This window comes from Janthinobacterium silvisoli (assembly GCF_014200725.1).
Taxonomy (GTDB): Bacteria; Pseudomonadota; Gammaproteobacteria; order Burkholderiales; family Burkholderiaceae_D; genus Janthinobacterium.
Genome location: NZ_JACHCL010000004.1, coordinates 195655 through 221703, shown reverse-complemented (window position 1 = coordinate 221703; position 26049 = coordinate 195655). Strand labels below are relative to the sequence as shown.

Genomic DNA, 26049 nt, shown 5'->3' with positions numbered 1-26049 from the left:
TGCTGCCTTGAGACAGATACGCGTAACCGCCGCTAGCGGCCCGCTCTCCGGCGTCAGCCGGAGCGGAGCATATCTGCTTCAACGCAGGCGATGAAGGCGGCGTACCAAATGCCGGACAGATTTTACTTTGACATCGACGTAAGCGGGGCGATTTAACGCTTTTGGCAATCTCGCCACACCGATCGGATCGGCCATTTTCAGGTATTGCGTGACCCAGGCCGTGCGCAGGCCGATTTTCTTTGCGCCCTTCAGGTTGGCCAGCGTATCTTCCACCAGGATGCAGTTGCCGGGCCGGATGTGGTGCTTGCGCATCAACTTGCGCAGCATCAGGGTCGATGGCTTGGGCCGCAGCTGGCGGTGCACATGCATGGCCTCGATGGCAATGTGGTGTGAAAAATGCCGCTGCAGGCCCAGATGGCGCATCACATCGCGCGAATAACGTTGCGGCGCGTTGGTCAGCAAAATTTTACGGCCAGGCAGGCGTTTGAGTAAAGTCCCCAATCCCCGTTCGGCACGTATCATGGCGGTCAAATCGTCGAAGGTGTGCGTTTCATGCAAAAAATGCGCGGCCTGCACCTGGTGATGCTTGACCATGCCCAGCAAGGTGGCGCCATAGCGGCGCCAGTACGCGGCGCGCGCTGCATTGACCTCGGCCTCGCCTGCCGGCGTTACGCCATCGCCCAGCACGCGCGCAATATAGGTATTCATATTGGCCGTGATGGTGGGGAAGATGGCGTGCGAGGCATTGTGCAAGGTGTTGTCGAGGTCAAACAGCCAGACAGGCGACGAGCGGTTAAGATGGGGCAGGGGCACAAGAGTCTTTGCTAGTGAATAAAAAATCAACGATCAGGAAAACCATGCGACGCCAGATTATAGTGATGTTCTGCGGATTATTCTTGCTGCCTTTGCCGGCAGCCTTTGCCGAAGCGCCGCCAGTGGCGCAAAACCGGGGCGCCCTGTTCAAGGTGCAGGACGCCAGCCACACCCTGTATTTGTTCGGCACCATCCATGTTGGCGCGCCCGATTTTTTTCCGCTCGAGCCACAAGTGACGCAGGCCTTGCAGAACGCCGGCGCGCTGGCAGTGGAAGTCGACGTTACCGGCGACCAGAAAGCAACTGTCGCTGCCGTGCTCAAATATGGCATGCTGGCGCCCGGTGAGGAAGCTAAATATGCCTGCCGCCAGGCGCTGATGCCCCGCTTGACGACACTGTTGCAAAAATACGGCATGCCTGTTGAGGCGGTGGCGCCGATGAAACCATGGATGCTGGCCAGCATGCTGGCCATCGGCGAGTTTTCCAGCCTGGGCTACAGCTCGGAACTGGCCGTTGATAATTATCTGTCGCAGCAGGCCAAGCTACGCAAGATCCCGGTGGTGGAACTGGAATCGACGGAAGGCCAGCTGGCGCTGTTCGGCGCCATGACGCCCGACCAGCAGTGCCGCTTCCTGGAAGACGGCATTACCTCGATCGATGACGAAAATGAAAAGCAGGAAGCGCGCGAACTGGCGTCAGCCTGGCGCACCGCCGACAAGGTAGCCTTCGAGCGCCTGGCCCACGAAATGGCCGCCGACCCGTCCTACGCCGCCCAGTTCATGCAAAAAGTCTTGCTCGACGGCCGCAACCCGACTTTGGCCGACGGCATCGCCAGACTCCTGTCGCGTGAAAAGAACAGCCTGGCAGCGATCGGCGTGATGCACCTGGTGGGCGACAACAGCGTCCCGGACCTGCTGCGCAAGCGTGGCCTGAAGGTAGAGCGGGTATATTAAACAGGGAGAGCAAGACAGAAGCCAGAGTAGACGCTGGCTATCGGATAGCAGAGCAGATGGAAAACTGTTCAGGGCAAAGCGATACAACGCCGCCATGGACATTTTTTCAGCTGCGGGGAAGTTAGAGATAACTGGTGCCCTTGACGTGGATTGAACACGTGGCCTCTCCCTTACCAAGGGAGTGCTCTACCACTGAGCTACAAGGGCGTAAAAAATCGGCGCTGCAGACATCGCGCCGAGTTTATTTTTTAGTGCGAACGGATCATAGTGCCAAATGCTTGTTCGGTCAACACTTCAAGCAATAATGAGTGTTCGATGCGGCCATCGATGATGTGCACGGTGTTCACGCCGGACTTGGCGGCGTCGAGTGCCGACGAGATTTTTGGCAGCATGCCGCCCGAAATCGTACCGTCTGCGAACATTTCATCGATCTCGCGCGCCGACAGATCGGTCACCAGATTGCCCTGCTTGTCCTGTACGCCGGCGATGTTGGTCATCATGATCAGCTTTTCGGCTTTCAGGATTTCCGCGATCTTGCCCGCCACGACGTCAGCGTTGATGTTGTAGGCCTGGCCGTCCTGGCCGAAACCGATAGGCGAGATGATGGGAATGAAGGCGTCGTCCTGCAGCGCCTTGACGACGGCCGGATTGATCGCGTCGATCTCGCCGACGAAACCGATGTCGAGGAATTCGCCCGGATGTTCGCGGTCCGGCATCTGCATCTTGCGTGCACGGATCAAGCCGCCGTCCTTGCCGGTCAGGCCGACAGCCTGGCCGCCGTAATGGTTGATCAGCATGACGATGTCTTGCTGGACTTCGCCGCCCAGCACCCACTCCACCACTTCCATGGTTTCTTCGTCGGTGATGCGCATGCCTTGCACGAAACTGCCTTGCTTGCCGATTTTTTTCAGCGCGTTGTCGATCTGCGGTCCGCCGCCGTGCACCACGACCGGGTTCATGCCGACCAGCTTGAGCAGGATGACGTCGCGCGCGAAGCCGTGTTTCAGGCGTTCGTCCGTCATGGCGTTGCCACCGTATTTGATGACGATGGTCTTGCCGTGGAAATTACGGATGTAGGGCAGGGCCTCGGCCAGAATCTGCGCCTTGATTTGCGGCTCCACCGCTGTCAAGTCGTCATTCATGTCCAGGTTCAAGTTAGCAAGTTGATTCATGGCGAGTCCGGAAAATAGATTTGTGAGATTTTACAGGGAAGACGAAAATCTTGGAGGCATTATAGGACGATCTTGTTGTATTTTCCCTGAGCATCCTATAGTCTGGATCGATATGCTTCCCGACCAGCCTTTTTACTGCTCCTTACATTTGCGTCATCTTTTGTATCGGGGCGTCACACAGTTGTCAATTCACTACCCACCATGAGCCTGTGCACCCTGTGCGGCGCCACTTTTCATTGCGGCCAGACTGACCCCGCAAGCGCTGGCGCATGCTGGTGCATGGCTTTGCCCCCAGCTGTTCCCGTGCCGGGCAGCACGACCATCGGCTGCTGGTGCCCGGCTTGCCTGCAAGCGCATATCGCGGCCCAGACTGCGCCTATCATCCCGCCAACGTCTGTCAAATAAGCGCTACCGCTGTTAATCTTTTTGCAAAATTGCTTGCAAAGCGTAGCAGAATCCGGTCAGACTTCGTTTTTAAGCGTTTCTGATAGGAAATAATCATGCGTTTCAGGGATATCCGGATCGGCGTGCGCATCAATGCGGGTTACGCCATCCTGATCGGGCTGATGCTGGTCGTGATCGTGCTCGCCGGCAGCCGTATCTATGCGATACGGGCCGAGAGCGACGCCATCCTGCAGCGCGACTGGGTCGCCGCCAAGGCCACCAGCAAGATCCATGCGCTGGCGCGCGAGGCGGCCACGCGCATCGTCAGCCTGCCCATCCAGCCTAGCGTTGAACTGCGTCTTGAAAATCAGGCGCGCCTGGAAACGATCAAGCGCGCTATCGACCGCCAGGTCGGCATATTGGAAAGCCTCGATACCTTGCCGGAGGAGCAGCGTTTGCTGGAGCAGGTGCATAGTGCGCGCGCCGAGTATTACGCCTCCTTGCAGCAGGTGTTCGCGCTGCTCGGCCAGGGCCAGCGCACGGCGGCGGAACAGGCCATGAAGACGGTGACCCTGCCCGTGCTGGAGCAGGTGCTGCTGTACGTGGGCCAGCTCGATGTCTTGCTGCAGCAGCAGATCCGCGACAGCGCCACCAGGATACGCGGCGATATCGACACGTCCTTGCTGCTGATGGGCGGTATCGGCCTGGCGGCGTTATTGGTCGGTCTGGTGTTCGCCTGGTCGGCCCGTTCCATCACGCGCCCCTTGGGCCAGGCGGTGGCGATTGCCACGCGCGTGGCCAACGGCGACTTCAGTACCCATATTGAAGTCGTGTCGCGCGACGAGACGGGCGAATTGATGCAGGCGCTGAAAAACATGAGCACCAGCCTGGCGGTGGAACAGGATCTGCGCCACGCGGTCGAGGTGGCCGAAGACGCCACCAAGATGAAGTCCGATTTCCTGGCCAATATGTCGCACGAAATCCGCACGCCGATGAACGGCATCATCGGCATGACGCATCTGGCGTTGCAGACGGAGCTGACGCCGACCCAGCGCAATTATCTGGAAAAGGTCGAATCGGCGTCGAAGAACCTGCTGGCCATCATCGATGACATCCTCGATTTTTCCAAGATCGAGGCGGGCAAGATGAGTTTTGAAAAAGTCGATTTTTACCTGGAAGACGTGCTGGCGCAGATTGCCGATCTGTCCGTGATGCGGGCCCAGGACAAGGGACTGGAACTGCTGTTCGATATCGCCGCCGACGTGCCCAATGCGCTGCAGGGCGACCCGCTGCGCCTGGGCCAGGTGCTGATTAATCTCACCAACAACGCCATCAAATTTACGGAGAAGGGCGAGATCGTCGTCAGCATCCGCCTGCAGCAATTGGAGCAGCATGCGGCCGTCTTGCGCGTCGATGTGCGCGACACCGGCATAGGCTTGACGCCTGCCCAGCGCAGCAAGCTGTTCCAGGCCTTTACGCAGGCAGACACGTCCACTACGCGCCACCATGGCGGCACTGGCCTGGGACTGACCATCAGCAAGCGCTTGGTAGAGATGATGGAAGGCGAGATCAACTTGGAAAGCGAGGCGGGCGTAGGCAGCACTTTTTACTTCACGGCGCGCTTTGGCCTGGCGGCCGTGCGCCGCGACAGCCTGCCCGTACCGTCGTCCTTCAAGGGCTTGCGCGTGCTGGTGGTCGATGACAATCCGAGCGCGCGCGCCATCTTTATCGGCATGCTGGCGGCGCTCGGTTTCGAGGCGCAGGCTGTCTCTGGCGGCGTGCTGGCGATCGGCGCCGTGGCGCAGGCGCGCGCCGAGGGACGGCCGTACGGCCTGGTGCTGATGGACTGGAAAATGCCGGGCATGAATGGCCTCGACGCGCTGGCCGGCATACGCGCCGACGCCGCTGGCGGCGATGCGCCGCCGGCCTGCATCATGGTCACCGCCTATCACCGCGAAGCACTGCTGGAGTCAGCCAGCCAGCGCAGTTTGCTGCTCGATGGCGTGTTGAATAAGCCGGTCAGTCCATCGGCCCTGCTCGACCAGATGGTGCAAGTGTTTGGCGGTGGCGCGGGGCAGAGCCGCAAGACGCAGCGCCAGAGCAGCTACAAGGATGATGCGCGTTCCTTGCGCGGCGCCTGGCTGCTGCTGGTGGAAGACAATGAAGTGAACCAAGAAGTGGCGCAGCAAATCCTCAGCGACGCCGGCATCCGCGTCGATATCGCTGGCAATGGCGCCATCGCACTGGCGAAAATCGCGGAAAACGCTTATGACGGCGTGTTGATGGATTGCCAGATGCCGGTGATGGACGGTTACCAGGCCACGCGCAAGCTGCGCCAGGATGCCCGTTATTCCAGCCTGCCTGTGATTGCCATGACGGCCAACGCCATGGTGGGCGACAAGGAGAAATGCCTGGACGCCGGCATGAACGATTTCATCGCCAAGCCCATCGACGTGGCGCAGCTGTTCGGCACCCTGGCGCGCTGGATCGCGCCGGCCAGGCCGCAGGAATTGGCCGTGGTGGTAGCGGCGCCGGAAGCGGCCTTGCCGGTGATTGCCGGCCTGAAGCTGGAAGACGCCTTGCGCCGCATGGGCGGCAATGCGGGATTGATGCGAAAATTGCTGGACCGCTTTGTCGAAACCCAGTTCGACGCCATGCAACGCATAGGCGCGGCCATCGCGCACGGCCAGCGCGAGACGGCGATACGCGAAGCCCACACGCTCAAGGGCCTGGCCGGCAATATCGGCGCCGCCAGCCTGGCCGATAGCGCCGCGCGCGTGGAACATTTGCTGAGCCTGGACTCGCACGACGGCTTGCCGCAGGCGCTGGCCACCTGCTCCCAGACGCTGGATGCGCTGGTGCCGCGGATCGCCCAGGCCATGCAGCTATCCGCCGCGCCCAGGGATACTGGCGGTGGTACGGCGCAGGTAGATCTTGCGATTCTGGAAGCGGACTTGCGCGAGCTGTCGCAACTGCTGCAGCAGGACGATGCGCAAGCCGTCAAGCACCTGGAAGGTATCGCACCGGTGCTGGTGGCGGCCGGCCAAGCCGAATATGCGCGCCGCCTGAAGCGCATGCTGGGTTTATACGATTTTGAAGGCGCGCTGGTGCAGCTCAATGAAGTGGCCGCAGCGCTGAAGTTGACACTGGGCTGACACTATAAGGATGACTATGAAGAATAAAGGACGGGCATGACAGCCTTGAACAGCAAGCATGGCAAGCCGACCATCCTGGTGGTCGATGACACACCCGACAATATCGACCTGCTGCGCGCGGTGCTGGAAAACGACTACCGCACCAAGATCGCCGTCAATGGCGAGCGCGCCCTGAAGATCGCCGCCGGCGCCGACCAGCCAGACCTGATCCTGCTCGATATCATGATGCCGGGCATGAGCGGTTACGATGTATGCCGCGCACTGAAGGCTGATCCCGCCACCGTGGATATCCCCGTGATTTTTGTCACTGCCATGAGCGAAGTGGCCGACGAGCAGCTGGGCCTGTCGCTGGACGCCGTCGATTACATCACCAAGCCGATTTCGGCGCCCATCGTGCTGGCGCGTATCAAGACGCAGCTGGCCATGAAGCGCATGCAGGATTTTTTGCGCGACCAGAATCACTACCTGGAAACTGAAGTGGAGCGCCGCGTGCAAGAGATCAAGGCGCTGCAGGACGTGACCATCCACGCCATGGCGTCGCTGGCCGAGACGCGCGACAGCGAGACGGGCAACCATATCCGCCGCACCTCGCACTACCTGAAGGCGCTGGCGGAAAAGGTGCGCGAGCTGCCCCGCTTCCGCGATTTCCTGACCGACAAGACGATAGCACTGCTGTTCAAGACAGCGCCGCTGCACGACATCGGCAAGGTGGGCATCCCCGACCATATCCTGCTCAAGCCGGGCCGCTTCGAGCCGCACGAGATGGCGATCATGAAGACCCATACCACCCTGGGCTACAAGGCTATCCTGTCGGCCGAACAGGAACTGGGCATTGAAGTCGATTTCCTCAAGCTGGCCAAGGAGATCGCCTACAGCCACCATGAAAAATGGGATGGTAGCGGTTATCCGCAAGGGCTGGCCGGTGAAGATATTCCCATCGCGGCGCGCCTGATGGCGCTGGCCGACGTCTACGACGCCCTGATCAGCCGGCGCGTCTACAAGACGGGCATGGACCATGCGCACGCCGTGCACATCATCGTCGAGGGACGCGGCACGCATTTCGATGCCGAGATCGTCGACGCCTTCTTGCAGATCCAGGACCAGTTCATCGCGATTTCAAACCGCTATGCGGATGGCGTGTCCGAGATCGCCGCCAAGCAGAAGCAGCTGGCGCCGTTTGCCGCAGAAATCAGCTGACGGTTTTAAAGAAGCGCATCATCTCGCGGCTGGCGTCGGGGCCCTTGGCGTCCGTGTAGCTGCCACTGTTGCTGCCGCCTGACCAGGCGTGGCCGGCGCCATGGATCACCCAGTATTCGCCCAGCGGCGAGCCGTCGGCCTGGCTGTGCGTGGTGCGCGTGTAGCGGTGGCCATTCGGTACGCTGCCACCGGTGGACGCCGCTGTTGCCGACTGGCTGCCTGACTGGCTGCGCACGCCCTGGGCGATCAGTTCATCGCCGTTGCGCAGGTTGACGGTGGTGTCGCGGTCGCCATGGAAAACGATGATGGGCACGCCGCCAGCCGGCGATTTGCGTTTCGGATCCGGCATGGCGCCGCCTTTCATGGCCGCAAGCGCCGACGGCAAGTCTTGCGCCGAGGCGAACGGCAAGCCTGAATGCACGCCCACGGCGGCAAATACTTCCGGATATAGCGTGCCGACGATGACGGCCATGGCGCCGCCCGCCGACAGGCCGGCGACGAACACTTCGCGTTCATTGACCGGGTAGTCATTGATGATCTGCTGCGCAATGCCTGCAATGATCGACGGTTCGCCCTGGCCGCGCTGCTGGTCTATCGCATTGAACCAGTTCCAGCAGCGCGAACTGTTGGCGCCCTGGGTCTGCGCCGGGTAGGCCACGAAACACTGCTTTTCTTCGGCCAGCGCATTCATTTGCGTACCGGCCGCGAAATCGTCGGGGTTCTGCGTGCAGCCGTGCAGCATCACCACCAGCGGCATGGCCTGGCCGTGATAGCTGCTGGGGATGTACAGTTTGTAGCTGCGCGTGCCCGCATGGTTGCGGTAGCTGCCATCGATAAATTGCGCACCGGCCGGCAGCGGCGCCTGCGTTGTGGCGGGCGCACCAAAGCCGGGCGGCTGGAAGTTCGGCATCTCAAAGCTGGGCATATCAAAGTGATGCTGGCCCAGGCGCGCCATAAAATCCTGGGCCATGGTGTGCGCAGCCGATTGTGGTGTTCCCGGTGCGGCTTCCGGCTTTGCTTCTGGCTGCGCTGCGCCTGCCGGCGGTGGATTGATATCGTGCATGGTGCGCGCCGTGTCAGGCGTTTGCGGCGCGGCGGCGCCTGGCGCCAGGCCGGCCGCAGCCAGTGCGCGCTGGATGGTTTCAGTCACCGCGGCGGGCGTGTTTGCCATCCCGCTGCCAGTCGCGCCACCCATCAGATTACGGCTTGCCGCGCGCATTTGCGCCAGCATGTCTTGAGCTAGTTTCATGTCCATCCTTTAATCGTGCCGCGTAGAAGATGGACGATACGCCACCATCCTGCGTTAGTGAATTCGCCCTGCCAGGGCGGCTTTAACGACGGCGCTAGCCTGTAGCGCGCCTAGTACGAAGATCGATTCAATCGTGGCCAGCGCCAGTTCTACCGAGACGTCGCTGGCGATGCTGGCCATTCCCAGCACCTGTATCTGCAAACGCTGGCCTGCCGCCTGGATCGCTTCCAGGTCGGCGCGCGAATAATGCTGCATGCCCAGCACCAGGCTGCGGCGGGCCACGGTCTGTTTGACCACGTCCGCATGAATGCCCAGCTGGTTGCGGATCGCCGTGCGTATCAAGTCCGTGCGGTTGGAATAAAACCCTTCCTGCACCAGCAGATCAATCTGCCCCAGGTCGATCATACCCAGGTTGATGGTGATTTTTTCTGATTCCGCAACTTTGGTCTTGCTGTCCTGCTTAGGTTCTGGCTTGCTCATAGTGCTCCATATACTCCATGTGGCATCCATTCGCCATCTGTATGGATGGTATTATAGTAGTGAAATAAATCAAGTCAAGTCAGAGTATGGCTTTTGATGGCATGGCGTCGGTTCCTACATGTCGCACTTGACCGCCTTGGAAAACCATTTAGCGGCATAATGACTGCTTACTTTTAACAATGTTTTTGATGATGGCAGATACCGTATCCGTGCTTCCCACCGCTTTGCCATCCCCCGTGCCATCGCCGTGCGTCAGTCTGTGCAAGATGAACCGCGACAGCGGCCTGTGCGAAGGCTGTTTGCGCACGCTCGATGAAATCATCGCCTGGGGCAAGGCCGACGATGATTTCAAGCGTAGCGTCTGGGCCCAGCTGCCCCAGCGCGACGCCATGGTCGATTTCGACTGAGGACACGATGCCGCCCGCGCTTTTACCGGACTCCATACAGGTATTCGAGCGAGGCTGGCTATCGTCGAATAACATCCTGCTGCACGGGCGCGACGATGCGGCCCTGATCGACAGCGGCTACGTGACGCATGCACCGCAAACCCTGGCCCTGCTGCACCACAGCCTGGGCGGCCGCCCACTCGACCGCCTGTTCAACACCCATCTGCATTCCGACCATTGCGGCGGCAACGCGCTGCTGCAAGCCCATTATGGCTGCCATACATCGATTCCCGTATCGGAAGCGGACAAGGTGCGCGCCTGGGACGTGGACGCCCTCAGCTTCAAGGCCACGGGCCAGCAGTGCGATCGCTTTGGTTTTGACGCTACTGTCTCGCCTGGCGACACATTGATGTTGGCCGATATGGCATGGCAGGCGCTGGGTGCACCTGGCCACGACCCGCATTCCCTGATTTTTTACTGCGCCCGGGAAGGCGTGCTCATTTCCGCCGACGCCTTGTGGGAAAACGGCTTCGGCGTGATCTTCCCCGAGCTCGATGGCGGCTCCGGTTTTGCCGAAGCGCGCGCCACGCTGGACCTGATCGCCAGCCTGGACGTGTCGGTGGTGATCCCTGGCCATGGGCGCGTTTTTAGCGATGTGGGCGGCGCGCTGGAGCGCGCCTATTCGCGGCTGGACTATCTGTCTTCTGACCCGGTGCGCAATGCGCAGAACGCCATCAAGGTGCTGTTGAAATTCCTGCTGCTGGAACGCCAGCGCATCGCGCTCGCCGACGTGCCGGCCCTGCTGCAGGGCATGCCCCTGTTCGGCGAGGCGAACAGGCGCTTCCTGCACCAGGAAACGCTGGCGCTGGCTGACTGGGCCGTATCGCAACTGATCAAGGCCAATGCCGCCTGTATCGAGGGTGAGTACTTGCTTAATGAACTTTAAATCGGATAGTAATTAAATTCAGCACGATCGTACTTTTTTTAAACTATAATCGTTGCTCTAGTGTTTAATGCTTTCATCCGATTAACTTTTAAGCGAGTCTGTTATGGCACTGCCTGTAGCGTTGCAAAACCTGTCTCTTCCCGTTATCGGTTCGCCGCTCTTCATCGCCAGCGGACCGGCGCTCGTCGCGGCCCAATGCAAGGCCGGTATTGTCGGTTCTTTCCCGGCCCTCAATGCGCGTCCCGCCGAATTGCTCGACACCTGGCTGACCGACCTGCAAGCCGAACTGGCCGCCTTCCAGGCGGCTAATCCCGATAAAAAAGTTGGGCCGATTGCCGTCAACCAGATCGTGCACCAATCGAACGACCGCCTGGCGCATGACGTGGAAGTCTGCGTCAAGCATCAGGTACCCGTCATCATTTCGTCCTTGCGCGCACCACCGAAGGAAATGCTGGACGCCATCCATAGCTACGGTGGCATCGTGCTGCATGACGTGGTCTCTATCCGCCATGCGCAAAAAGCGCTGGAAGCGGGCGTCGATGGCTTGATCCTGGTGGCCAGCGGCGCCGGCGGCCATGCGGGCACCCTGTCGCCATTCGCGCTGGTCGGTGAAGTGCGCAAATTCTTTGACGGCCCGCTGGCGCTGTCAGGCTCGATCGCCACCGGCGACGCCGTGCTGGCTGCGCAAGCCATGGGCGCCGACTTTGCCTACATCGGCTCGCGCTGGCTGGCGACGAAAGAATCGAACGTCAGCGACAGCTACCGCGATGCGATTGTCGAATCCGCAGCGGCAGATATCGTCTACACGAATCTGTTTACCGGCGTACACGGTAACTACCTGAAAAAATCGATCGTCGCGGCGGGACTCGATCCAGATGCGCTGCCTGAAGCAGACAAGAGCTCGATGAACTTTGGTTCCGGCAGCGCCAAGGCCTGGCGCGATATCTGGGGTGCTGGCCAGGGCGTGGGCTTGATGGATGACGTGCCGACGGTGGCCGAGATGGTGACGCGCCTGAAGGCGGAATATGATGCGGCGCGCGCACGGCTGAAGCTGTAACAGTGGTGGTGCCGGATGAGCGGCGTGCCGCCGCTCATCCGGAAAACACGATTACTCCTGCTTCAAATCCTCGGGCTTGATTGCCCACAGGCCAGGCAGGTTGCGCCAGTAGCCGTAGGCATCCATACCGAAGCCGACCACGAAGCGGTTCGGGATCACCAGGCCGACGATATCGGCTTGCACGGGTTTTTTCTTGCCAATGGCCTTGTCGGCAAACACGGCCAGAATCACTTCGGCGGCGCCCATGTCCAGCAGGCGCTGTTTGACGTGGGCCAGGGTTTCGCCTTCGTCGAGGATATCGTCGAGCACGATCACGGTGCGGCCCGCCACGTTCGAGCGGGGAATGACTTTCCACACCACTTCGCCACCCTTGTCATCATCGCCGTAGCGGCTGACATGGATGTAGTCGAATTCGAGCGGAAAGCTCAGCTGCGGCAGCAGATTGCCCGTAAAGACGACGGCGCCGCCCATCACGCCCAGCACCAGCGGGAACTCTTTCGAGTCTGCGGCGTTGAAGCGCGTATTGAGTACGTCGGCCATGCGCGTGATGGACGCTTGCACGGCGTCCTGGTCGAACAGCAGTTCCGCGTTCTTGATCAGGTCACGGGCACGGTTGTGGTGAAATTCTTGCATGGACTCTTGCATGGCGATGAATAAGGCTGATGATTAATGCCGATATTATCCTGCAAATCGGCCCATGCGTGCTAGCGGCAGCCGTATAGCTCAACCGTAGCTCAGCTGTAGTCGCGTATATCATCGATCACCTTGCCATCTTGCGCCAGGCTGCCCACCGCCACCAGCTTGACGTCGCCGCGCAATTTGGTCAGCTCGCGGATAGCAGCGACAATGGCGTCTACCCCGCTATCGTCTTGCGGGTTTTCGACTTCGCAATGCAAAGTCATTTCATCGTTGGCCATGCGTCCCGATACCACCAGCCGCGCTTTTCTGATCTGTGGATGGCGGCGCACGATTTCATGGATTTGCGACGGGTGCACGAACATGGCGCGCACCTTGGTGGTCTGGTCGGCACGCCCCATCCAGCCCTTGATACGCGTATTCGTGCGTCCGCACGGCGAGTCAGGAACACCCAGCAGCACTGCCGACAGGTCACCGGTGGCGAAACGGATCAATGGATAATCGGCATTGAAGACGGTGACCACCACTTCGCCCACTTCGCCGGGTGCGACGGGTATGCCGCTGCCCGGGTGGACGATTTCCAGCAGCACGTTTTCATCGATCACCATGCCAGGATTGAGCTTGCCAGCGCTGGCCGTTTCGTAGGCGATGCTGCCGATATCGGCCGAGGCGTAAGTCTGGAACACGTGCGGCACGCCATTGGCCGCAAACCAGCTGCGCAGCGACTCGGGCAGCGCTTCCGCACCCATCACGGCTTTCGTCACGCTGCTGATGTCGGCGCCCATCTCGCGCGCCTTTTCGATGATCAGTTTTAAAAATGACGGCGTGCCGATGTACGTGTCCGGCTTCAGGTCCACCATCGCCTGTACCTGCATTTCCGTCTGGCCGATGCCGGCCGGTATCACTGTGCAACCGATGCGCGCGGCGCCGCCTTCGACCATGAAGGCAGCCGGCGTGAAGTGGTAGGAAAAACAGTTTTGCAGCAAGCCGCCGGCGCGCACGCCAGCTGCATACATGGGCCGCGCAAAGCGCCACCAGTCCGCTCCCCGTCCTTCCGGATCGAAGATGGGGCCGGGCGAAACGAACACGCGCGACAGGCTATTTTTGGGCGTCGTGTTCAAGCCGCCGAATGGCAAAATGGCCTGCTGCAGCTGCTTCAGCTCAGACTTGCGCGTGACGGGCAATTGCGCCAGCGCTGCGCGGCTGGTGATCTCGCTTGCATTGACGCCATCGAGGATGCGGGCCCAGCCCGGCGCCGCCTGTGCGCGCTGTATCAGCTGCGGCAAACCGGCCATCAATTCGCGTTCACGCGCGTCAGGCGCGCGCGCCTCCAGGCTATCGAGCATGTCAAACATTAGGGCTTCTCCAGTGTCATCGCAGTCATTGGCTATCGTTGTATCGGTGTGCATGCTTCAGGCCAGCCAGCGCTTGCGGCGACGATAAAACTTCATGTCGCGAAAGCTCTTGCGTCCTGCGCTGGAGACGCCCAGGTAGAATTCCTTGACGTCTTCATTGCTGGCCAGCTCCTGTGCCTGGCCCTCCATCACGACCCGTCCGTTTTCCAGGATGTAGCCAAAGTCTGCGTAGCGCAGCGCCACGTTGGTGTTCTGTTCGGCCAGTAAAAACGAGACGTTTTCCTTGTGGTTCAAGTCCTTGACGATGCCGAATATCTCTTCGACGATTTGCGGCGCGATGCCCATCGATGGTTCATCCAATAAAATCATCGATGGCTTGGCCATCAGCGCGCGGCCAATCGCGCACATCTGCTGTTCGCCGCCCGAGGTATAGCCGGCCTGGCTGCTGCGCCGCGTTTTCAGGCGCGGAAAATAGTGGTAGACCTTGTCCAGCGCGTCTTTCAGCTCGCCGCGCGACATGCTGCGCGTGTAGGCGCCCGTCAGCAGGTTTTCTTCTATCGTCAGATGGCCGAAGCAATGGCGTCCTTCCATCACTTGCGACAGGCCCCGCTTCACCAGCTCGTTCGGCGTCAGCTGGTCCACGCGCTCGCCCTTGAACTGGACTTCGCCTTTGGTGACGTCGCCCCGCTCGCCGCGCAGCAGGGTGGAGATGGTTTTCAGGGTGGTCGATTTACCTGCGCCGTTCGCGCCCAAGAGGGCGACGATCTTGCCCTGCGGGACTTGCAGCGATACGCCTTTCAAGACCAGGATCACATGGTCGTAAATGACTTCGACATTGTTGACCGACAGGTAGGGCGGCGGAGTTTCTACCTGGGTGGCAGTAGTGTGGGTCATGGCTGGCCTATTTCAGGCACGCAGGCGTGATTTTTTTCTCGGCCGCGTATTTATTCGATGATTCTTCGACCAGTTTGCGCACCAGCGCCTTGTCGCCGACGATCCATTGCGGCGTGATGGCGGTCCATTTCTTGCCATCCCATTGCTGCACCTTTACGGCGCCCGAGCCTTCATGGTCTTCGCAGCTGGTTTTCACGGTGGGGAACATGCCCAGCGCGCCGACGGCCTTCTGGCGTGCATCGTCCACGTTCAGGTTTTCCAGGCCCCAGCGCAGTTGTTCGCCGGTGATGGGTTTGCCCTTGCCGAATTTTTCCTGCGCCGTGCGTATCGCTTCCACCCACAGGATGCCTGCCGTCACGCCGCGCATGTGGTACACGGAACCGATGCGCGACTGGTCGGCCAGGTTGCCCTTGCCATTGGCGTAGAGCTTTTTGCGGATATCGTCCAGCACCGGGTAGTTGCCCGGCGTGTTAAAACTCATCGCCGTGTAGCCCTTGGCAGCATCGCCTGACGGGATGGTGTCTTCTTCGGAACCGGCCCACCACACGCCGAGGATTTTGTCTCGCGGGAAGCCGTTGCGTTGCGCCGTCTTGATGGCGACCGAATTCATGACGCCCCAGCCCCACAGGATCACGTGATCCGGTTTGGCCTGGCGGATTTGCAGCCATTGCGATTGCTGTTCGCTGCCGGGCGGGGCGACGGGAATTTTTACCAGCTCAAAGCCATACTGTTTCGACAGTGCTTCCAGCACGGGTAGCGGCTCCTTGCCGAAGGCTGAATCGTGGTACAGATGGATGATCTTCTTGCCCTTCAATTTGTCCATGCCGCCATCCTTGTCGCCCAGGTATTTGATCATGGCGGCGGCCTGGCTCCAGTAGCTGGAGATCAGCGGATAGACATAGGGGAAGACCTTGCCATTGGCCGCGTCCGAGCGGCCATAACCGATCATGGTCATGGGGATCTTGTCTTGCGCGACCCGGTCCAGGATGCCATAGGCGACGCCCGTGGACAGGGTTTCCACCAGGGTGGCGCCGCCCTGTTTGGTTTTCAAACGCTCATAACATTCCACGCCGCGCGAAGGGTTGTATTCGGTTTCGCATTCTTCCCAGCTGATCTTGACGCCGTTGACGCCGCCAGCCTGGTTGACCAGGTTGAAGTAATCGATGATACCGCCGTAAAAGCCCGAACCACCGGCCGCATACGGGCCCACGCGGTAGGACGGCAGGGCGATATATTGATCCTTGTCTTGCGCCTGTGCGCTGCCGGAACTGGTGAGTGCGGCACTGGCGATGGCGGTAGCCAGAAAAAGCGATTTGATGTGGTTCATTGTGTCTCCTTTTTTATAATGGTTTCGGATGCGAATGAAGAACGGTTAATGCGGGAAAGGCCAGAGGCGCAGTTTTTCCTTGGCGATTTGCCACAGCCGCGCCAGGCCATGTGGTTCGACGATCAGGAAGAAGATGATCAGTGCGCCGAACACCATCAGTTCCAAATTCGAGGCCACGCTGGTGGGCAGCGCCAGGCCGTGCGCAAAAGTGTTCAGGAACACGGGCAGCAGCACGATGAAGGCGGCGCCCAAAAACGAGCCGAGGATGGAACCCACGCCGCCGATGATGATCATGAACAGGATGCGGAAGGACAGGTCCAGGTTGTAGGCTTCAGGCTCTACCGTGCCCAGGTAGGCATACGCATACAGCGCGCCGGCCACGCCGCAATAGAAGGAGCTGACGGCAAACGCCAGCAGCTTGGTGCGCATCAATCGGAAGCCGATTACTTCGGCCGCCATGTCCATGTCGCGCACGGCCATCCACGAGCGTCCCACGTTGGAGCGGATCATGTTCTTGGCCAGCAGCGCCATGCCGGCCACGATGGCCAGCACCAGCAGGTATTTGCTTTGCGGCGTGTCGAACTGGTAGCCCAAAATCGTCATCTTTTGTACCGTGATCACGCCCGAAGAACTGTAGTTGGTCAGGTACGGGATCTTGGTCAGGCACCAGACGACGAAAAACTGCGTCGCCAAGGTGGAGGCGGCCAGGTAAAAACCACGGATGCGCAGCGAGGGCAGGCCGAAGGCGATGCCCACCATGGCGGCGCACAGGCCGCCCAGGATAAACGACACCAGCAGCGGCAGTCCGGGCAGGCGCGCCATGAAGTTATACGAGGCAAACGCGCCCACGGCCATGAAGGCGGCCGTACCCAAGGACAGCTGTCCCGCGTAGCCCGTCAAAATGTTCAGGCCCAGTGCCGCCAGCGCGAAGATCAAAAAGGGAATCATGATCGCCGACAGCATGTAGGGCGAAGCGAAGTATGGCAGCAGGAAGACGGCGGTTATCAAGGCCGCTATCAAGGCCAGCCTGTCCTGGCGGATCGGAAAAATCTGGTTGTCAGCCTGGTAGCTGGTCTTGAATTGTCCTGCTTCACGATAAATCATGGGTTGTCCTTTGCGATGGCGCGGTGGCGTTGTGTCGGGTGGTCGCTAGATGCGGCGGATGATGCGTTCGCCGAATAATCCTTCCGGTCGCACCAGCAAAAACAGCAGGGCCAGCACATAGGGGAACCAGCCTTCGATGCCGCCGCCCACCATGGGGCCCAGGTAGACTTCGGCCAGTTTTTCAGACGCACCGATGATCAGGCCGCCGACGATGGCGCCCGGCACCGAGGTAAAACCACCGAGTATCAGCACAGGCAGCGCTTTCAGGGCGATGAAGGTGAGGGCGAATTGCACGCCATTGCGCGCGCCCCACAGCAAGCCCGCCACCATCGCTACCAGGCCCGCCACGCCCCATACGACGGCCCAGATGCGCTGCAGCGGAATGCCTACCGCCAGCGCCGCCTGATGGTCGTCGGCGACAGCGCGCAGGGCGCGGCCCACCTTGGTTTTCGAGAACAGCAGGGCCAGGCAAATCACCAGCAGCGCGCAGATGCCGGCTGCCACCACGTCGAATTGCGAGACGATGATATTGAAGTGGTCCATCAAAAAGGGCATGGGCACGTCCTCGATGGGCAGGTCCAGCTTGTGCACTTGCGAGCCCCACATCAGCTGCGCCAGGCCTTCGATAAAAAACGCCAGGCCGATGGTGGCCATGAAGAGCGTGATTTCGGGCTGGTTGACCAGCGGGCGCAAGACCACGCGCTCGATCGCCATGCCCAGCACCACCATGGTGACCATGGTTAGTGGAATCGCCAGCCACAGCGACAGGCCGAATTTATCCATGATGCCGACGCAGGTCAGGGCGGCGAAAAACACCATCGCCCCCTGCGCAAAATTGAACACGCCCGACGCCTTGTAGATCAGCACAAAACCGATTGCCACCAGCGCGTACATGACGCCAGACAGCAGGCCGCCGATCAGCACTTCAAAGAAGAAATTGATATTCATACGAGTCCCGGGGCTTAATGGCTGGTGCCAAGGTAGGCATTGATAACATCCTGGTTGCTGCGCACCTCGTCGGGCGTGCCGTCGCCTATCTTCTTGCCATAGTCGAGCACCACTACGCGGTCCGAGATATCCATCACCACGCCCATGTCGTGCTCGATCAGTACGATGGTGGTCCCCAGCTGGTCGTTGACGTCGAGGATGAAGCGGCACATATCCTGTTTTTCTTCCACGTTCATGCCCGCCATCGGTTCGTCCAGCAGCAAAATTTCCGGTTCTGCCGCTAGCGCGCGGCCCAGTTCCACGCGCTTTTGCAAGCCATAGGGCAAACGCCCCACAGGGGTCTTGCGGATGGCCTGGATTTCGAGGAAGTCGATGATCTCTTCAGCCTTCTTGCGGTGCTCGATTTCCTCGCGCCGCGCTGGTCCCCAGTACAGCGCCTGCAGCAGGAAATTCGACTTCATTTTCAGGTTACGGCCCGTCATGATGTTGTCCAGCACCGTCATGCCCTTGAACAGGGCGATGTTCTGGAAGGTACGCGCAATGCCGGACTTGGCGGCTTCATAGCAATCCATGCCGCGCCGGTGCTCGCCGCGGTAAATGATCTCTCCCTGCTGCGGGCGGTACACACCATTGATCACGTTCAGCATCGAGCTTTTGCCGGCGCCGTTCGGGCCGATGATGGCGCGGATTTCATGCTGTTTCACGTCGAAGGAAATGTCGGTCAGCGCTTTCACGCCGCCAAACGACAGCGAGATGTTTTTCAGGTCCAGGATCATGGGGCCGGTCTTGCGCGACGTGCCGAAATGGCTTTCAGGCTCATTCATTTGCATGGTGCTGTGCTCCTTCATGCGGCCAGGCCCTGGGGCCGATACGTTTTACTGTCCCAGATCTGCAGGTTGGCGCTGGTCGAACCGGTGCGGCCATCCTCGAATTTCACCTGGGTCTCGATGTACTGCGTGGCCTTGCCCTCATACAGGGCGGCGATCAATACCGCGTATTTTTCGGCGATGAATTTGCGCCGCACCTTGCGCGTGCGCGTCAGCTCGTCGTCATCGGGATCGAGTTCCTTGTGCAGCACCAGGAAGCGGTGCACCTGCGTGCGGTCCATCAGCGGATCGGCCGCCAGTTCTGCATTGACTTGTTCGATGCAGTCGCGGATCAAGCCATAGGTTTCGGCGCGCGCGGCCAGGTCCGTGTAGCCCGCATAGGCGATGCCGCGCCGCTCGGACCAGTTGCCTACCGCTTCGATATCGATATTGATAAAGGCGCAGACCTGTTCGCGTGCATGACCGAAGGCCACCACTTCCTTGATGAAGGGGAAAAATTTCAGCTTATTTTCGATGTAGTTGGGCGCGAACATGGCGCCGCAGGCCATCTTGCCTACGTCGGCTGCGCGGTCGATGATTTTCAAGTGGCCTTCGCTATCGAACACGCCTGCGTCGCCTGTATGAAAATAACCGTCTGCGTCGATCACTTCGGCGGTCGCCTCGGGGCGTTTGAAGTAGCCGCTCATGGTGGTGGGCGATTTGACCAGCACTTCGCCATTGGCCGCCAGCTTGATTTCCACGCCGGGGGCGGGCAAGCCCACGCTGTCGAACTTGATATTGCCATCCGGTTGCAGGCACACATAGGCGCAGGTTTCGGTGGAGCCGTACAGCTGCTTGAGGTTGACGCCTATCGAACGGTAGAAGCGGAACAGGTCCGGGCCGATGGCAGCGCCGGCCGTGTAGGCGACCTGCACGCGCGACAGGCCCAGCACGTTTTTCAACGGGCCGTAGACGAGGATCTCGCCCAGTCGGTACTGCAGGCTGTCGAGTAGCGGCACGGATTTTCCATCGAGGATCTGCGCGCCGCAGCGCTTGGCCACGTCCATGAAGTGGCTGAACATGCGGCGCTTGATGCTGCTCGCGTCTTCCATCCGTATCATCACGCTGGTCAGCATGTTTTCAAACACGCGTGGCGGCGCAAAATAGCAGGTGGGGCCGATTTCGCGCATGTCGATCATCACCGTGTCGCTGGACTCCGGGCAGTTGACGGTGAAGCCGGCTACCATGGCTTGCGCCAGCGAAAACAGGCAGTCGCCCACCCACGCCATGGGCAGATACGACAGGATATCTTCGCCGTCGGTGAGCTGGTCGAAGGCCACGCAGCCTTCGCCGGCCGCCAGCAGCGCGCCGTGGCTCTGGCATACGCCTTTGGGTTTGCCGGTGGTGCCCGAGGTGTACAGGATCACGGCAGTATCGCTACCCCGGCCCGCATCGACCGAGGCCTCGAAAAAGCCCGGATGTTCGCGGTCGTAGACGCGGCCCAGTTCCTGCAGCGCGGCGAAGGAAATGAGTTCCGGCTGGTGGTAATGGCGCATGCCCCGTTCGTCGTCGTAGGCGATGTGGCTGACGTGCGGATACAGGGCTTTGAGTTCCAGCAGCTTGTCGACCTGTTCCTGGTCTTCGACGATGGCGTAGCGGATTTCCGCATCCTGCAGCACATACGCCATGTCGGACGCGGGCGCATCCTGGTACAGCGGCACGGGCACGCCCCCCAAGCTTTGCGCCGCCAGCATGGCCCAATACAAACGGGGGCGGTTGTCGCCGATGATGGCCAGGTTCATGCCGCGCTGAAAACCGAGGGCGGCCAGCCCGCAGGCCAGGGACCGCACTTCATCGTTGACCTGGGACCAGGTCCAGGTTTGCCAGATGCCCAGGTATTTTTCACGAAAGGCGGGCTTGTCGGCTCGCAGTGAGCCGTGTTGCAATAGCCGTCGCGGAAACGTCGGCATCGCTGCTGTTCTCGTTGTTTGCACCAGTGTCTCCGGTTGCTGATTTCAGGCTGCCCTGTGGGTAGCTCTGTATTTTTTTATATGGTGTAATGATAGTAGCCTGCGTTGCTATACCGAGTTGTCTTTTCGGGGACATTTGCCCACTTTTCGATGGTGCGTCGCACAATGATTACTGCTGATTCCAGTCTCAAGGAAGTACTGCATGCGGCCAATTGGGCCCAGCTGCTGGACGCCGCGCAATTGGCGCGCGTCGAAGCCGAACTATTTGAAACCTTCGTGCCGAAAGGCGGTTTTGTCTGCCGCAAGGGCGATCCTGTCGAGAACTGGATAGGCATCATCAGCGGCATGGTGAAGATGAATAATTTTTCCGCCTCGGGCAAGGCCATGACCTTTATCGGCGTGCCACCCGGTAGCTGGTTTGGTGAAGGCTCGCTGCTGAAGCGGGAGCCGCGCAAGTACGACACCATGGCCCTGCGCGATACGCGCGTGGCGCGCCTGCCTGCGGCCACCTTTCACTGGCTGCTGGAGACGAGCTTGCCGTTTACGCGCTTCCTGCTGATGCAGCTGAACGAACGCCTGGGCCAGTTTATCGGCATGGTGGAAAACGAGCGCCTGCTCGACCTGAATACGCGCGTGGCGCGCTGCCTGGCGTCGATGTTCAATTCGCATCTGTATCCGGGCGTGGACAAGCTGGTGCAGCTGTCGCAGGAAGAAATCGGCCTGTTATCGGGATCGTCACGCCAGCGCGCCAACCAGGCCTTGCAGGTGCTGGAACGACAGGGCTTGCTGCGTTTGGATTACGGCGGCATCCGCATCCTGGACCTGGAAGGTTTGCGCCGCTACGAGGAGTAGCCGGGTAGCGCGGCAGCGGCCCTGCCGTGGCCGCGCAATCGCGGTATCATAGGCACTTACCAGTACCTTTCCAGCGCATCCCATGCAGACCTCAGATCTCAGCACACCCGCCCTCCGTTTGTCGCAACTGCGCGCCGCCATGCGCGAACAGCAGATCGACGCCTATATCGTGCCTTCGGCCGATCCGCATTTGTCCGAATACCTGCCGGGCCGCTGGCAGGGCCGCGAATGGCTGTCTGGCTTTACAGGTTCCGTCGGCACCCTGGTCGTCACGCAGGAGTTTGCCGGCGTGTGGACCGATGGCCGTTACTGGGAACAGGCGGAAACGGAACTGGCCGGCAGCGGCATCGTCTTGAAAAAAATCCCGTCCGGCGCCAGCGTGCTGTATATCGACTGGCTGGGCGAAACCATGCAGCCGGGACAAACGGTAGGTGTCGATGGCGCCGTGCTGGGCCTGGCCAATGCGCGCTTTCTGCAACAGGCACTGAGCGCGCAGGTCACGCTGCGCACCGATACCGATTTGCTGCAGCAGGTGTGGCTGAACCGCCCGGCCATGCCGGCCGCGCCCGTGTTTGAACATGGCGCGCCGTATCCCGCCTTGCCGCGCACGGAAAAACTGGCTGCCCTGCGCGCCGCCATGGCGCAGCATGGCGCCAGCCACCACGTCATTTCCACGCTGGACGATATCGCCTGGCTGTTCAATCTGCGCGGCGCCGACGTGCACTACAACCCGGTTTTTGTCGCCCATGCGCTGGTCGGCCCGGAACGTACTACCTTGTTCGTTGCCGATGGCAAGGTACCGGCCGCGCTGCGCGCCACCCTGGAACAGCAGGGCGTGGACGTGGCGCCGTACGAGCAGGCTGCCGCTGCGCTGGCTGCCTTGCCTGCCACCGCCACCTTGCTGCTGGACCCGCGCCGCATCACCTACGGCACGCGCCTGGCCGTGCCAGAGGCGGTGTCCGTGGTCGAGGCGATCAACCCGACCACTTTTGCCAAGTCGCGCAAGACGGACACGGAAGCGGCCCATGTGCGCGCCGCCATGGAGCAGGATGGCGCCGCCCTGTGCGAATTTTTCAGCTGGCTGGACGCCACCCTGGCCGATCCGCAGCGCGCGCCATTGACGGAAATCGGCGTAGACGAGCACCTGACGGCGGCCCGTGCGCGCCGTACCGGTTTTGTCAGTCCCAGCTTCGGCACCATCGCCGGCTTCAATGCGCATGGCGCCATCATGCACTACCACGCCCATGCGGAGACTGCCGCGACGATCGAAGGCGATGGCTTGCTGCTGATCGATTCGGGCGGCCAGTACCTGGGCGGCACCACCGATATCACGCGCGTGGTGCCCGTGGGAACCATCACGGCCGACCATAAACGCGATTTCACCCTGGTCTTGCGCAGCATGATCGCGCTGTCGCGCGCGCAGTTCCCGCTGGGCGTGAAGTCGCCCATGCTCGACTCGATCGCGCGCGCTCCGCTATGGGCCGAAGGCATCGATTTTGGCCATGGCACGGGCCACGGCGTAGGCTTTTTCCTGAACGTGCATGAAGGGCCGCAATCGATTTCGCAGTCCGCCATGCCGGAAGCGCATACAGCCATGCAGCCGGGCATGATCACGTCCGTCGAGCCGGGCATTTACCGTCCGGGACGCTGGGGTATCCGCATCGAAAACCTGGTGCTGAATGTAGCAGTGGTAGCAGCGGGCGAGAGCGAATTTGGCCCCTTCCTGCGTTTTGAAACCCTGACCCTGTGCCCGATCGATACGCGCTGCGTGGAACGCAGCCTGCTGCGCGATGACGAGGCGGCCTGGCTCAACGACTATCACGCCACGGTGCGTGCGCGGCTGTCGCCGCATCTGGCGGGCAGCGCCCTGGCCTGGCTGGAACAGCGTACGGGAGCCATCTGATGCGCTCGACCCGCGCCACCTCCGCCATCGAGCGGCTCAAGGAACGCAGCGGCAATCGTCTGTACTCGATGGCGCGTACCGGCGATGAATTGTTCTTCCTGACGGAAGGACCGGGTTTGCCGCCTTTGTGCCCGCCGTTGGAACTCGATGCCTTCGTCGCTTTCGTCAATGGCCTGGGACCGCAAAAGGCGCGCCGCGTCAGCAAGCTCGATGTGGCGTTTGAAAAGCAGCTGACCAAGAAAACCTGAGATGCCGACCGTCGACTTCTTGCGCGCGTACTGGTCGCCAGCCGAACTGGCGACGAATGGGGTGATCCTGCTCAATTTGCTGGGCGCGCTGTTGCTTGGCCTGTTGGTGGGTTATGAACGTTCGTATCACGGGCGCGCGGCCGGCATGCGTACCTATGGCCTGGTGTGCATGGCCTCGGCTGCACTAACAGTGCTCGGTGGTTATCCCGAGTTCTGGTACGGCGGCCATGGCATGGTGTCGGGTAGTGACCCCACGCGCGTGATCCAGGGCATCGTCACGGGCGTGGGTTTCCTGGGCGCTGGGGTCATCATGCGCGAAGGCTTCAATATCAGTGGCTTGACGACGGCCGCCTCGATCTGGGCTTCGTCGGTGATCGGCGTGATGGTCGGCATCGGTTTTTATCTGTCCGCCATGGGCCTGGCCTTCATGTGCGCGATGGCCATGATTTTCCTGTCCAAACTGGAAAACTGGCTACCGTCGCGCCATGCGATTGCCATCACCATGCGCTTCAAGCGCGATTTTATTCCACGCGAAGACGCCTTGCGGCGCATGGCCGCCAAGCGCGGCTACGACATCGCCAGCGGCTCGCTGACCATCGGCAGCACGGACGGCATGCAGGAATGGCGTTTCGTCGCCATCGCACATGGCAAGAATACGGGCGCCAGCCTGTCGAATATGTCGGCCGAACTGGCCGTCTTCGAGGGCATCGCCGGCTTCCAGCTGTCGCATGCCCGGAACTGACCGCGGGAGAAAACTTTGGATGCTCAGGCCGTACTCGATTTCTGGTTCTTGCCACCCACCGATGCAGGCTACGGCCAGTCGCGCGTGGAGTGGTTCCGCAAGGATGCCGCCTTTGACGCGCACATCGTCCAGCGCTTTGGCGACCTGATAGCCACTGCCATCGCCGGCGGCTTGCGCGAGTGGGAAACCATGCCGCAGGGCATGCTGGCGCGCATCATCGTGCTTGACCAGCTGACTCGCAATGCCTTCCGCGATACGCCGCAGGCGTTTGCCGGTGATACCCAGGCCTTGGCGCTGGCGCGCCAGTTGACGGAGTCGGGTGGCGACCAGTCGCTGCTGCCCATGCAGCGCGCTTTCGCCTACCTGCCGTTCGAACACGCGGAAGACCTGGCCATGCAGGCGCGCGCGGTGCAGCTGTTCCAGCGTCTGGCGCAGGAGCACGCGGGTTTCGACAGCATGCTCGATTACGCCCTGCGGCACCAGGACGTCATCAATCGTTTCGGCCGTTTCCCGCACCGTAACGCTATCCTGGGCAGGCACTCCACGCCGGAAGAAACAGACTTTTTGCGTCAACCGGGTTCCAGTTTTTAGGTCAATATGGGTTTCACTCTGAATATTATCGGCGCCGGTCATGTAGGCAAGGTGCTGGGCCATCTGCTGGCGGCAGCAGATGGCATCGTTCTGCAAGACGTGCTGACGCGTTCCATGGCGTCGGCGCAAGCGGCGGTGGATTTTATCGGCGCCGGCACGCCCATCGACAGTTATGCTGCTTTGCGCCGCGCCGACGTGACCATGCTGGCCGTGAGCGATGACCAGATCGGCCCGGCCTGCGCCGCATTGGCAGCCGAAGGCCATCTGGCCGGGACCACCGTGTTTCACTGCAGCGGCGCGCTGGCCTCGACCGCGCTGCTGGCCGCCACGCAGACGGGTGCCCTGGTCGCCAGCGTCCATCCCATCCGCAGCTTTGCCGATCCAGCCCAGGTGGCCACCAGTTTTGACGGCACGTTTTGCGGCATCGAGGGCGATGCCCAGGCACTGGCAGTGTTGACGCCCGCCTTGACGGCCATCGGTGCGCGTCCCGTGCCTATCGATCCCTCTGCCAAGACCGTGTATCACGCGGCAGCCGTGTTTGCCAGCAATTACCTGGTGACGGTGCTGGACGCGGCCTTGCGCGCTTACCAGGCGGCTGGCATCCCTGAACCGGTGGCGCGCGAACTTGCGCAGCCTTTGGCGATGGAAGCGGTGGCGAATGTGTTCAGGCTGGGTGCGGCGCCCGCCTTGAGCGGCCCGATCGCGCGTGGCGACATGGCTACGGTGGCGCGTCAGCAGCAGGCGGTGCAGCAATGGGATGGCGCCACGGGCGACTTATATGCGGCGCTGGTGGCGCCCACCACGGACCTGGCCAGGCGCAAGCGTGCACTGTAGATATAAAAGAAACACAAAGATGCAAATAGGAAATATTATCTGGGGTA

General features: G+C 60.9%; 25 protein-coding genes and 1 tRNA gene. 13 read left to right on the top strand and 13 right to left on the bottom strand.

The window, feature by feature from the left end; genetic code table 11:
- Positions 1 to 78 precede the first annotated feature (78 nt).
- Positions 79 to 813, bottom strand: coding sequence for a pyrimidine 5'-nucleotidase (locus tag HDE75_RS20040; RefSeq protein WP_183679518.1), 735 nt, complete (start codon positions 811 to 813; stop codon positions 79 to 81).
- Between the two features lie 44 nt (positions 814 to 857).
- Here HDE75_RS20040 and HDE75_RS20035 point away from each other — a divergent pair, with 44 nt between their 5' ends.
- On the top strand, positions 858 to 1766 hold the full coding sequence (locus HDE75_RS20035; protein WP_183679520.1) for a TraB/GumN family protein: 909 nt from the start codon (positions 858 to 860) through the stop codon (positions 1764 to 1766).
- Positions 1767 to 1898: 132 nt separating this feature from the next.
- Here HDE75_RS20035 and HDE75_RS20030 read toward each other — a convergent pair.
- Positions 1899 to 1973 (bottom strand) — tRNA-Thr (locus tag HDE75_RS20030).
- 41 nt (positions 1974 to 2014) lie between these two features.
- A complete protein-coding gene (argB, locus tag HDE75_RS20025) occupies positions 2015 to 2908 on the bottom strand; it encodes an acetylglutamate kinase (protein ID WP_183679873.1) in 894 nt (297 codons plus the stop codon).
- 231 nt (positions 2909 to 3139) lie between these two features.
- Here argB and HDE75_RS20020 point away from each other — a divergent pair, with 231 nt between their 5' ends.
- The 3 genes from HDE75_RS20020 (at position 3140) to HDE75_RS20010 (ending at position 7674) form a co-directional block, all read left to right on the top strand.
- Positions 3140 to 3343, top strand: coding sequence for a cysteine-rich CWC family protein (locus tag HDE75_RS20020; RefSeq protein ID WP_183679522.1), 204 nt, complete (start codon positions 3140 to 3142; stop codon positions 3341 to 3343).
- Between the two features lie 95 nt (positions 3344 to 3438).
- A complete protein-coding gene (locus tag HDE75_RS20015) occupies positions 3439 to 6477 on the top strand; it encodes a response regulator (RefSeq protein ID WP_183679524.1) in 3039 nt (1012 codons plus the stop codon).
- Positions 6478 to 6513: 36 nt separating this feature from the next.
- The gene (locus HDE75_RS20010) at positions 6514 to 7674 is read left to right on the top strand and encodes an HD-GYP domain-containing protein (RefSeq protein WP_183679526.1); all 1161 of its coding nucleotides are present in this window, start codon (positions 6514 to 6516) and stop codon (positions 7672 to 7674) included.
- Here the strand turns inward: HDE75_RS20010 and HDE75_RS20005 are convergent.
- Both HDE75_RS20005 and HDE75_RS20000 read right to left on the bottom strand, forming a co-directional pair.
- Entirely contained in the window at positions 7667 to 8923 is a 1257-nt protein-coding gene (locus HDE75_RS20005; protein WP_260174212.1) for an extracellular catalytic domain type 1 short-chain-length polyhydroxyalkanoate depolymerase, read from the bottom strand. The genes HDE75_RS20010 and HDE75_RS20005 overlap by 8 nt on opposite strands.
- Positions 8924 to 8977: 54 nt before the next feature.
- Complete coding sequence (locus tag HDE75_RS20000; RefSeq protein WP_183679528.1) at positions 8978 to 9403, bottom strand: CopG family transcriptional regulator; 426 nt, start codon at positions 9401 to 9403, stop codon at positions 8978 to 8980.
- A 188-nt stretch (positions 9404 to 9591) separates the two neighbouring features.
- On the opposite strand from HDE75_RS20000, the gene HDE75_RS19995 reads away from it, so the two are divergent.
- The 3 genes from HDE75_RS19995 (at position 9592) to HDE75_RS19985 (ending at position 11792) form a co-directional block, all read left to right on the top strand.
- Positions 9592 to 9810, top strand: a complete 219-nt coding sequence (locus HDE75_RS19995; RefSeq protein ID WP_183679530.1) for a DUF1289 domain-containing protein — start codon at positions 9592 to 9594, stop codon at positions 9808 to 9810.
- 7 nt (positions 9811 to 9817) lie between these two features.
- The gene (locus HDE75_RS19990) at positions 9818 to 10735 is read left to right on the top strand and encodes an MBL fold metallo-hydrolase (RefSeq protein WP_183679532.1); all 918 of its coding nucleotides are present in this window, start codon (positions 9818 to 9820) and stop codon (positions 10733 to 10735) included.
- A 103-nt stretch (positions 10736 to 10838) separates the two neighbouring features.
- Positions 10839 to 11792, top strand: coding sequence for an NAD(P)H-dependent flavin oxidoreductase (locus tag HDE75_RS19985; RefSeq protein WP_183679533.1), 954 nt, complete (start codon positions 10839 to 10841; stop codon positions 11790 to 11792).
- A gap of 51 nt (positions 11793 to 11843) precedes the next feature.
- On the opposite strand, the gene HDE75_RS19980 is transcribed toward HDE75_RS19985, so the two are convergent.
- The 8 genes from HDE75_RS19980 to HDE75_RS19945 all read right to left on the bottom strand — a co-directional run bounded on the left by HDE75_RS19980 (position 11844) and on the right by HDE75_RS19945 (position 20832).
- Positions 11844 to 12425 (bottom strand): hypoxanthine-guanine phosphoribosyltransferase, encoded by a 582-nt coding sequence (locus tag HDE75_RS19980; RefSeq protein ID WP_183679535.1) that lies wholly within the window; start codon positions 12423 to 12425, stop codon positions 11844 to 11846.
- A gap of 101 nt (positions 12426 to 12526) precedes the next feature.
- Positions 12527 to 13783 carry a phenylacetate--CoA ligase family protein gene (locus tag HDE75_RS19975; protein ID WP_183679537.1) on the bottom strand — a complete coding sequence of 419 codons (1257 nt, stop codon included), beginning with the start codon at positions 13781 to 13783 and terminating at the stop codon, positions 12527 to 12529.
- Between the two features lie 57 nt (positions 13784 to 13840).
- A complete protein-coding gene (locus HDE75_RS19970; protein ID WP_183679539.1) occupies positions 13841 to 14677 on the bottom strand; it encodes an ABC transporter ATP-binding protein in 837 nt (278 codons plus the stop codon).
- A gap of 7 nt (positions 14678 to 14684) precedes the next feature.
- Positions 14685 to 16004 (bottom strand): ABC transporter substrate-binding protein, encoded by a 1320-nt coding sequence (locus tag HDE75_RS19965; protein ID WP_183679541.1) that lies wholly within the window; start codon positions 16002 to 16004, stop codon positions 14685 to 14687.
- A 45-nt stretch (positions 16005 to 16049) separates the two neighbouring features.
- Positions 16050 to 17108 carry a branched-chain amino acid ABC transporter permease gene (locus HDE75_RS19960; RefSeq protein ID WP_183679543.1) on the bottom strand — a complete coding sequence of 353 codons (1059 nt, stop codon included), beginning with the start codon at positions 17106 to 17108 and terminating at the stop codon, positions 16050 to 16052.
- A gap of 45 nt (positions 17109 to 17153) precedes the next feature.
- The gene (locus HDE75_RS19955) at positions 17154 to 18050 is read right to left on the bottom strand and encodes a branched-chain amino acid ABC transporter permease (protein WP_183679877.1); all 897 of its coding nucleotides are present in this window, start codon (positions 18048 to 18050) and stop codon (positions 17154 to 17156) included.
- 20 nt (positions 18051 to 18070) lie between these two features.
- Positions 18071 to 18886 (bottom strand): ABC transporter ATP-binding protein, encoded by an 816-nt coding sequence (locus tag HDE75_RS19950; RefSeq protein ID WP_260174213.1) that lies wholly within the window; start codon positions 18884 to 18886, stop codon positions 18071 to 18073.
- 14 nt (positions 18887 to 18900) lie between these two features.
- On the bottom strand, positions 18901 to 20832 hold the full coding sequence (locus tag HDE75_RS19945; RefSeq protein ID WP_183679879.1) for an AMP-dependent synthetase/ligase: 1932 nt from the start codon (positions 20830 to 20832) through the stop codon (positions 18901 to 18903).
- Between the two features lie 165 nt (positions 20833 to 20997).
- Between HDE75_RS19945 and HDE75_RS19940 the strand changes: the two genes are divergently transcribed.
- From HDE75_RS19940 to HDE75_RS19915, 6 genes are all read left to right on the top strand, one after another.
- A complete protein-coding gene (locus tag HDE75_RS19940; protein ID WP_183679546.1) occupies positions 20998 to 21684 on the top strand; it encodes a Crp/Fnr family transcriptional regulator in 687 nt (228 codons plus the stop codon).
- Positions 21685 to 21766: 82 nt separating this feature from the next.
- Positions 21767 to 23587, top strand: a complete 1821-nt coding sequence (locus HDE75_RS19935) for an aminopeptidase P family protein (RefSeq protein ID WP_183679547.1) — start codon at positions 21767 to 21769, stop codon at positions 23585 to 23587.
- Entirely contained in the window at positions 23587 to 23835 is a 249-nt protein-coding gene (locus tag HDE75_RS19930) for a hypothetical protein (protein WP_183679548.1), read from the top strand. The genes HDE75_RS19935 and HDE75_RS19930 overlap by 1 nt, the downstream gene beginning before the upstream one ends.
- 1 nt (position 23836) lies before the next feature.
- Positions 23837 to 24577, top strand: coding sequence for an MgtC/SapB family protein (locus HDE75_RS19925; RefSeq protein WP_183679549.1), 741 nt, complete (start codon positions 23837 to 23839; stop codon positions 24575 to 24577).
- Between the two features lie 15 nt (positions 24578 to 24592).
- Complete coding sequence (locus HDE75_RS19920) at positions 24593 to 25168, top strand: DUF924 family protein (RefSeq protein WP_183679550.1); 576 nt, start codon at positions 24593 to 24595, stop codon at positions 25166 to 25168.
- A 6-nt stretch (positions 25169 to 25174) separates the two neighbouring features.
- Entirely contained in the window at positions 25175 to 26002 is an 828-nt protein-coding gene (locus HDE75_RS19915; protein ID WP_183679552.1) for a Rossmann-like and DUF2520 domain-containing protein, read from the top strand.
- Positions 26003 to 26049: the final 47 nt, after the last annotated feature.

Excerpts from the sequence above, each read along its gene's own strand:
- HDE75_RS20035 (WP_183679520.1), top strand. The coding sequence starts at position 858 with ATGCGACGCCAGATTATAGTGATGTTCTGCGGATTATTCTTGCTGCCT.
- argB (WP_183679873.1), bottom strand. The coding sequence starts at position 2,908 with ATGAATGACGACTTGACAGCGGTGGAGCCGCAAATCAAGGCGCAGATT.
- HDE75_RS20020 (WP_183679522.1), top strand. The coding sequence starts at position 3,140 with ATGAGCCTGTGCACCCTGTGCGGCGCCACTTTTCATTGCGGCCAGACT.
- HDE75_RS20015 (WP_183679524.1), top strand. The coding sequence starts at position 3,439 with ATGCGTTTCAGGGATATCCGGATCGGCGTGCGCATCAATGCGGGTTAC.
- HDE75_RS20010 (WP_183679526.1), top strand. The coding sequence starts at position 6,514 with ATGACAGCCTTGAACAGCAAGCATGGCAAGCCGACCATCCTGGTGGTC.
- HDE75_RS20005 (WP_260174212.1), bottom strand. The coding sequence starts at position 8,923 with ATGAAACTAGCTCAAGACATGCTGGCGCAAATGCGCGCGGCAAGCCGT.
- HDE75_RS20000 (WP_183679528.1), bottom strand. The coding sequence starts at position 9,403 with ATGAGCAAGCCAGAACCTAAGCAGGACAGCAAGACCAAAGTTGCGGAA.
- HDE75_RS19995 (WP_183679530.1), top strand. The coding sequence starts at position 9,592 with ATGATGGCAGATACCGTATCCGTGCTTCCCACCGCTTTGCCATCCCCC.
- HDE75_RS19990 (WP_183679532.1), top strand. The coding sequence starts at position 9,818 with ATGCCGCCCGCGCTTTTACCGGACTCCATACAGGTATTCGAGCGAGGC.
- HDE75_RS19985 (WP_183679533.1), top strand. The coding sequence starts at position 10,839 with ATGGCACTGCCTGTAGCGTTGCAAAACCTGTCTCTTCCCGTTATCGGT.
- HDE75_RS19980 (WP_183679535.1), bottom strand. The coding sequence starts at position 12,425 with ATGCAAGAATTTCACCACAACCGTGCCCGTGACCTGATCAAGAACGCG.
- HDE75_RS19975 (WP_183679537.1), bottom strand. The coding sequence starts at position 13,783 with ATGTTTGACATGCTCGATAGCCTGGAGGCGCGCGCGCCTGACGCGCGT.
- HDE75_RS19970 (WP_183679539.1), bottom strand. The coding sequence starts at position 14,677 with ATGACCCACACTACTGCCACCCAGGTAGAAACTCCGCCGCCCTACCTG.
- HDE75_RS19965 (WP_183679541.1), bottom strand. The coding sequence starts at position 16,004 with ATGAACCACATCAAATCGCTTTTTCTGGCTACCGCCATCGCCAGTGCC.
- HDE75_RS19960 (WP_183679543.1), bottom strand. The coding sequence starts at position 17,108 with ATGATTTATCGTGAAGCAGGACAATTCAAGACCAGCTACCAGGCTGAC.
- HDE75_RS19950 (WP_260174213.1), bottom strand. The coding sequence starts at position 18,886 with ATGCAAATGAATGAGCCTGAAAGCCATTTCGGCACGTCGCGCAAGACC.
- HDE75_RS19945 (WP_183679879.1), bottom strand. The coding sequence starts at position 20,832 with ATGCCGACGTTTCCGCGACGGCTATTGCAACACGGCTCACTGCGAGCC.
- HDE75_RS19940 (WP_183679546.1), top strand. The coding sequence starts at position 20,998 with ATGATTACTGCTGATTCCAGTCTCAAGGAAGTACTGCATGCGGCCAAT.
- HDE75_RS19935 (WP_183679547.1), top strand. The coding sequence starts at position 21,767 with ATGCAGACCTCAGATCTCAGCACACCCGCCCTCCGTTTGTCGCAACTG.
- HDE75_RS19930 (WP_183679548.1), top strand. The coding sequence starts at position 23,587 with ATGCGCTCGACCCGCGCCACCTCCGCCATCGAGCGGCTCAAGGAACGC.
- HDE75_RS19925 (WP_183679549.1), top strand. The coding sequence starts at position 23,837 with ATGCCGACCGTCGACTTCTTGCGCGCGTACTGGTCGCCAGCCGAACTG.
- HDE75_RS19915 (WP_183679552.1), top strand. The coding sequence starts at position 25,175 with ATGGGTTTCACTCTGAATATTATCGGCGCCGGTCATGTAGGCAAGGTG.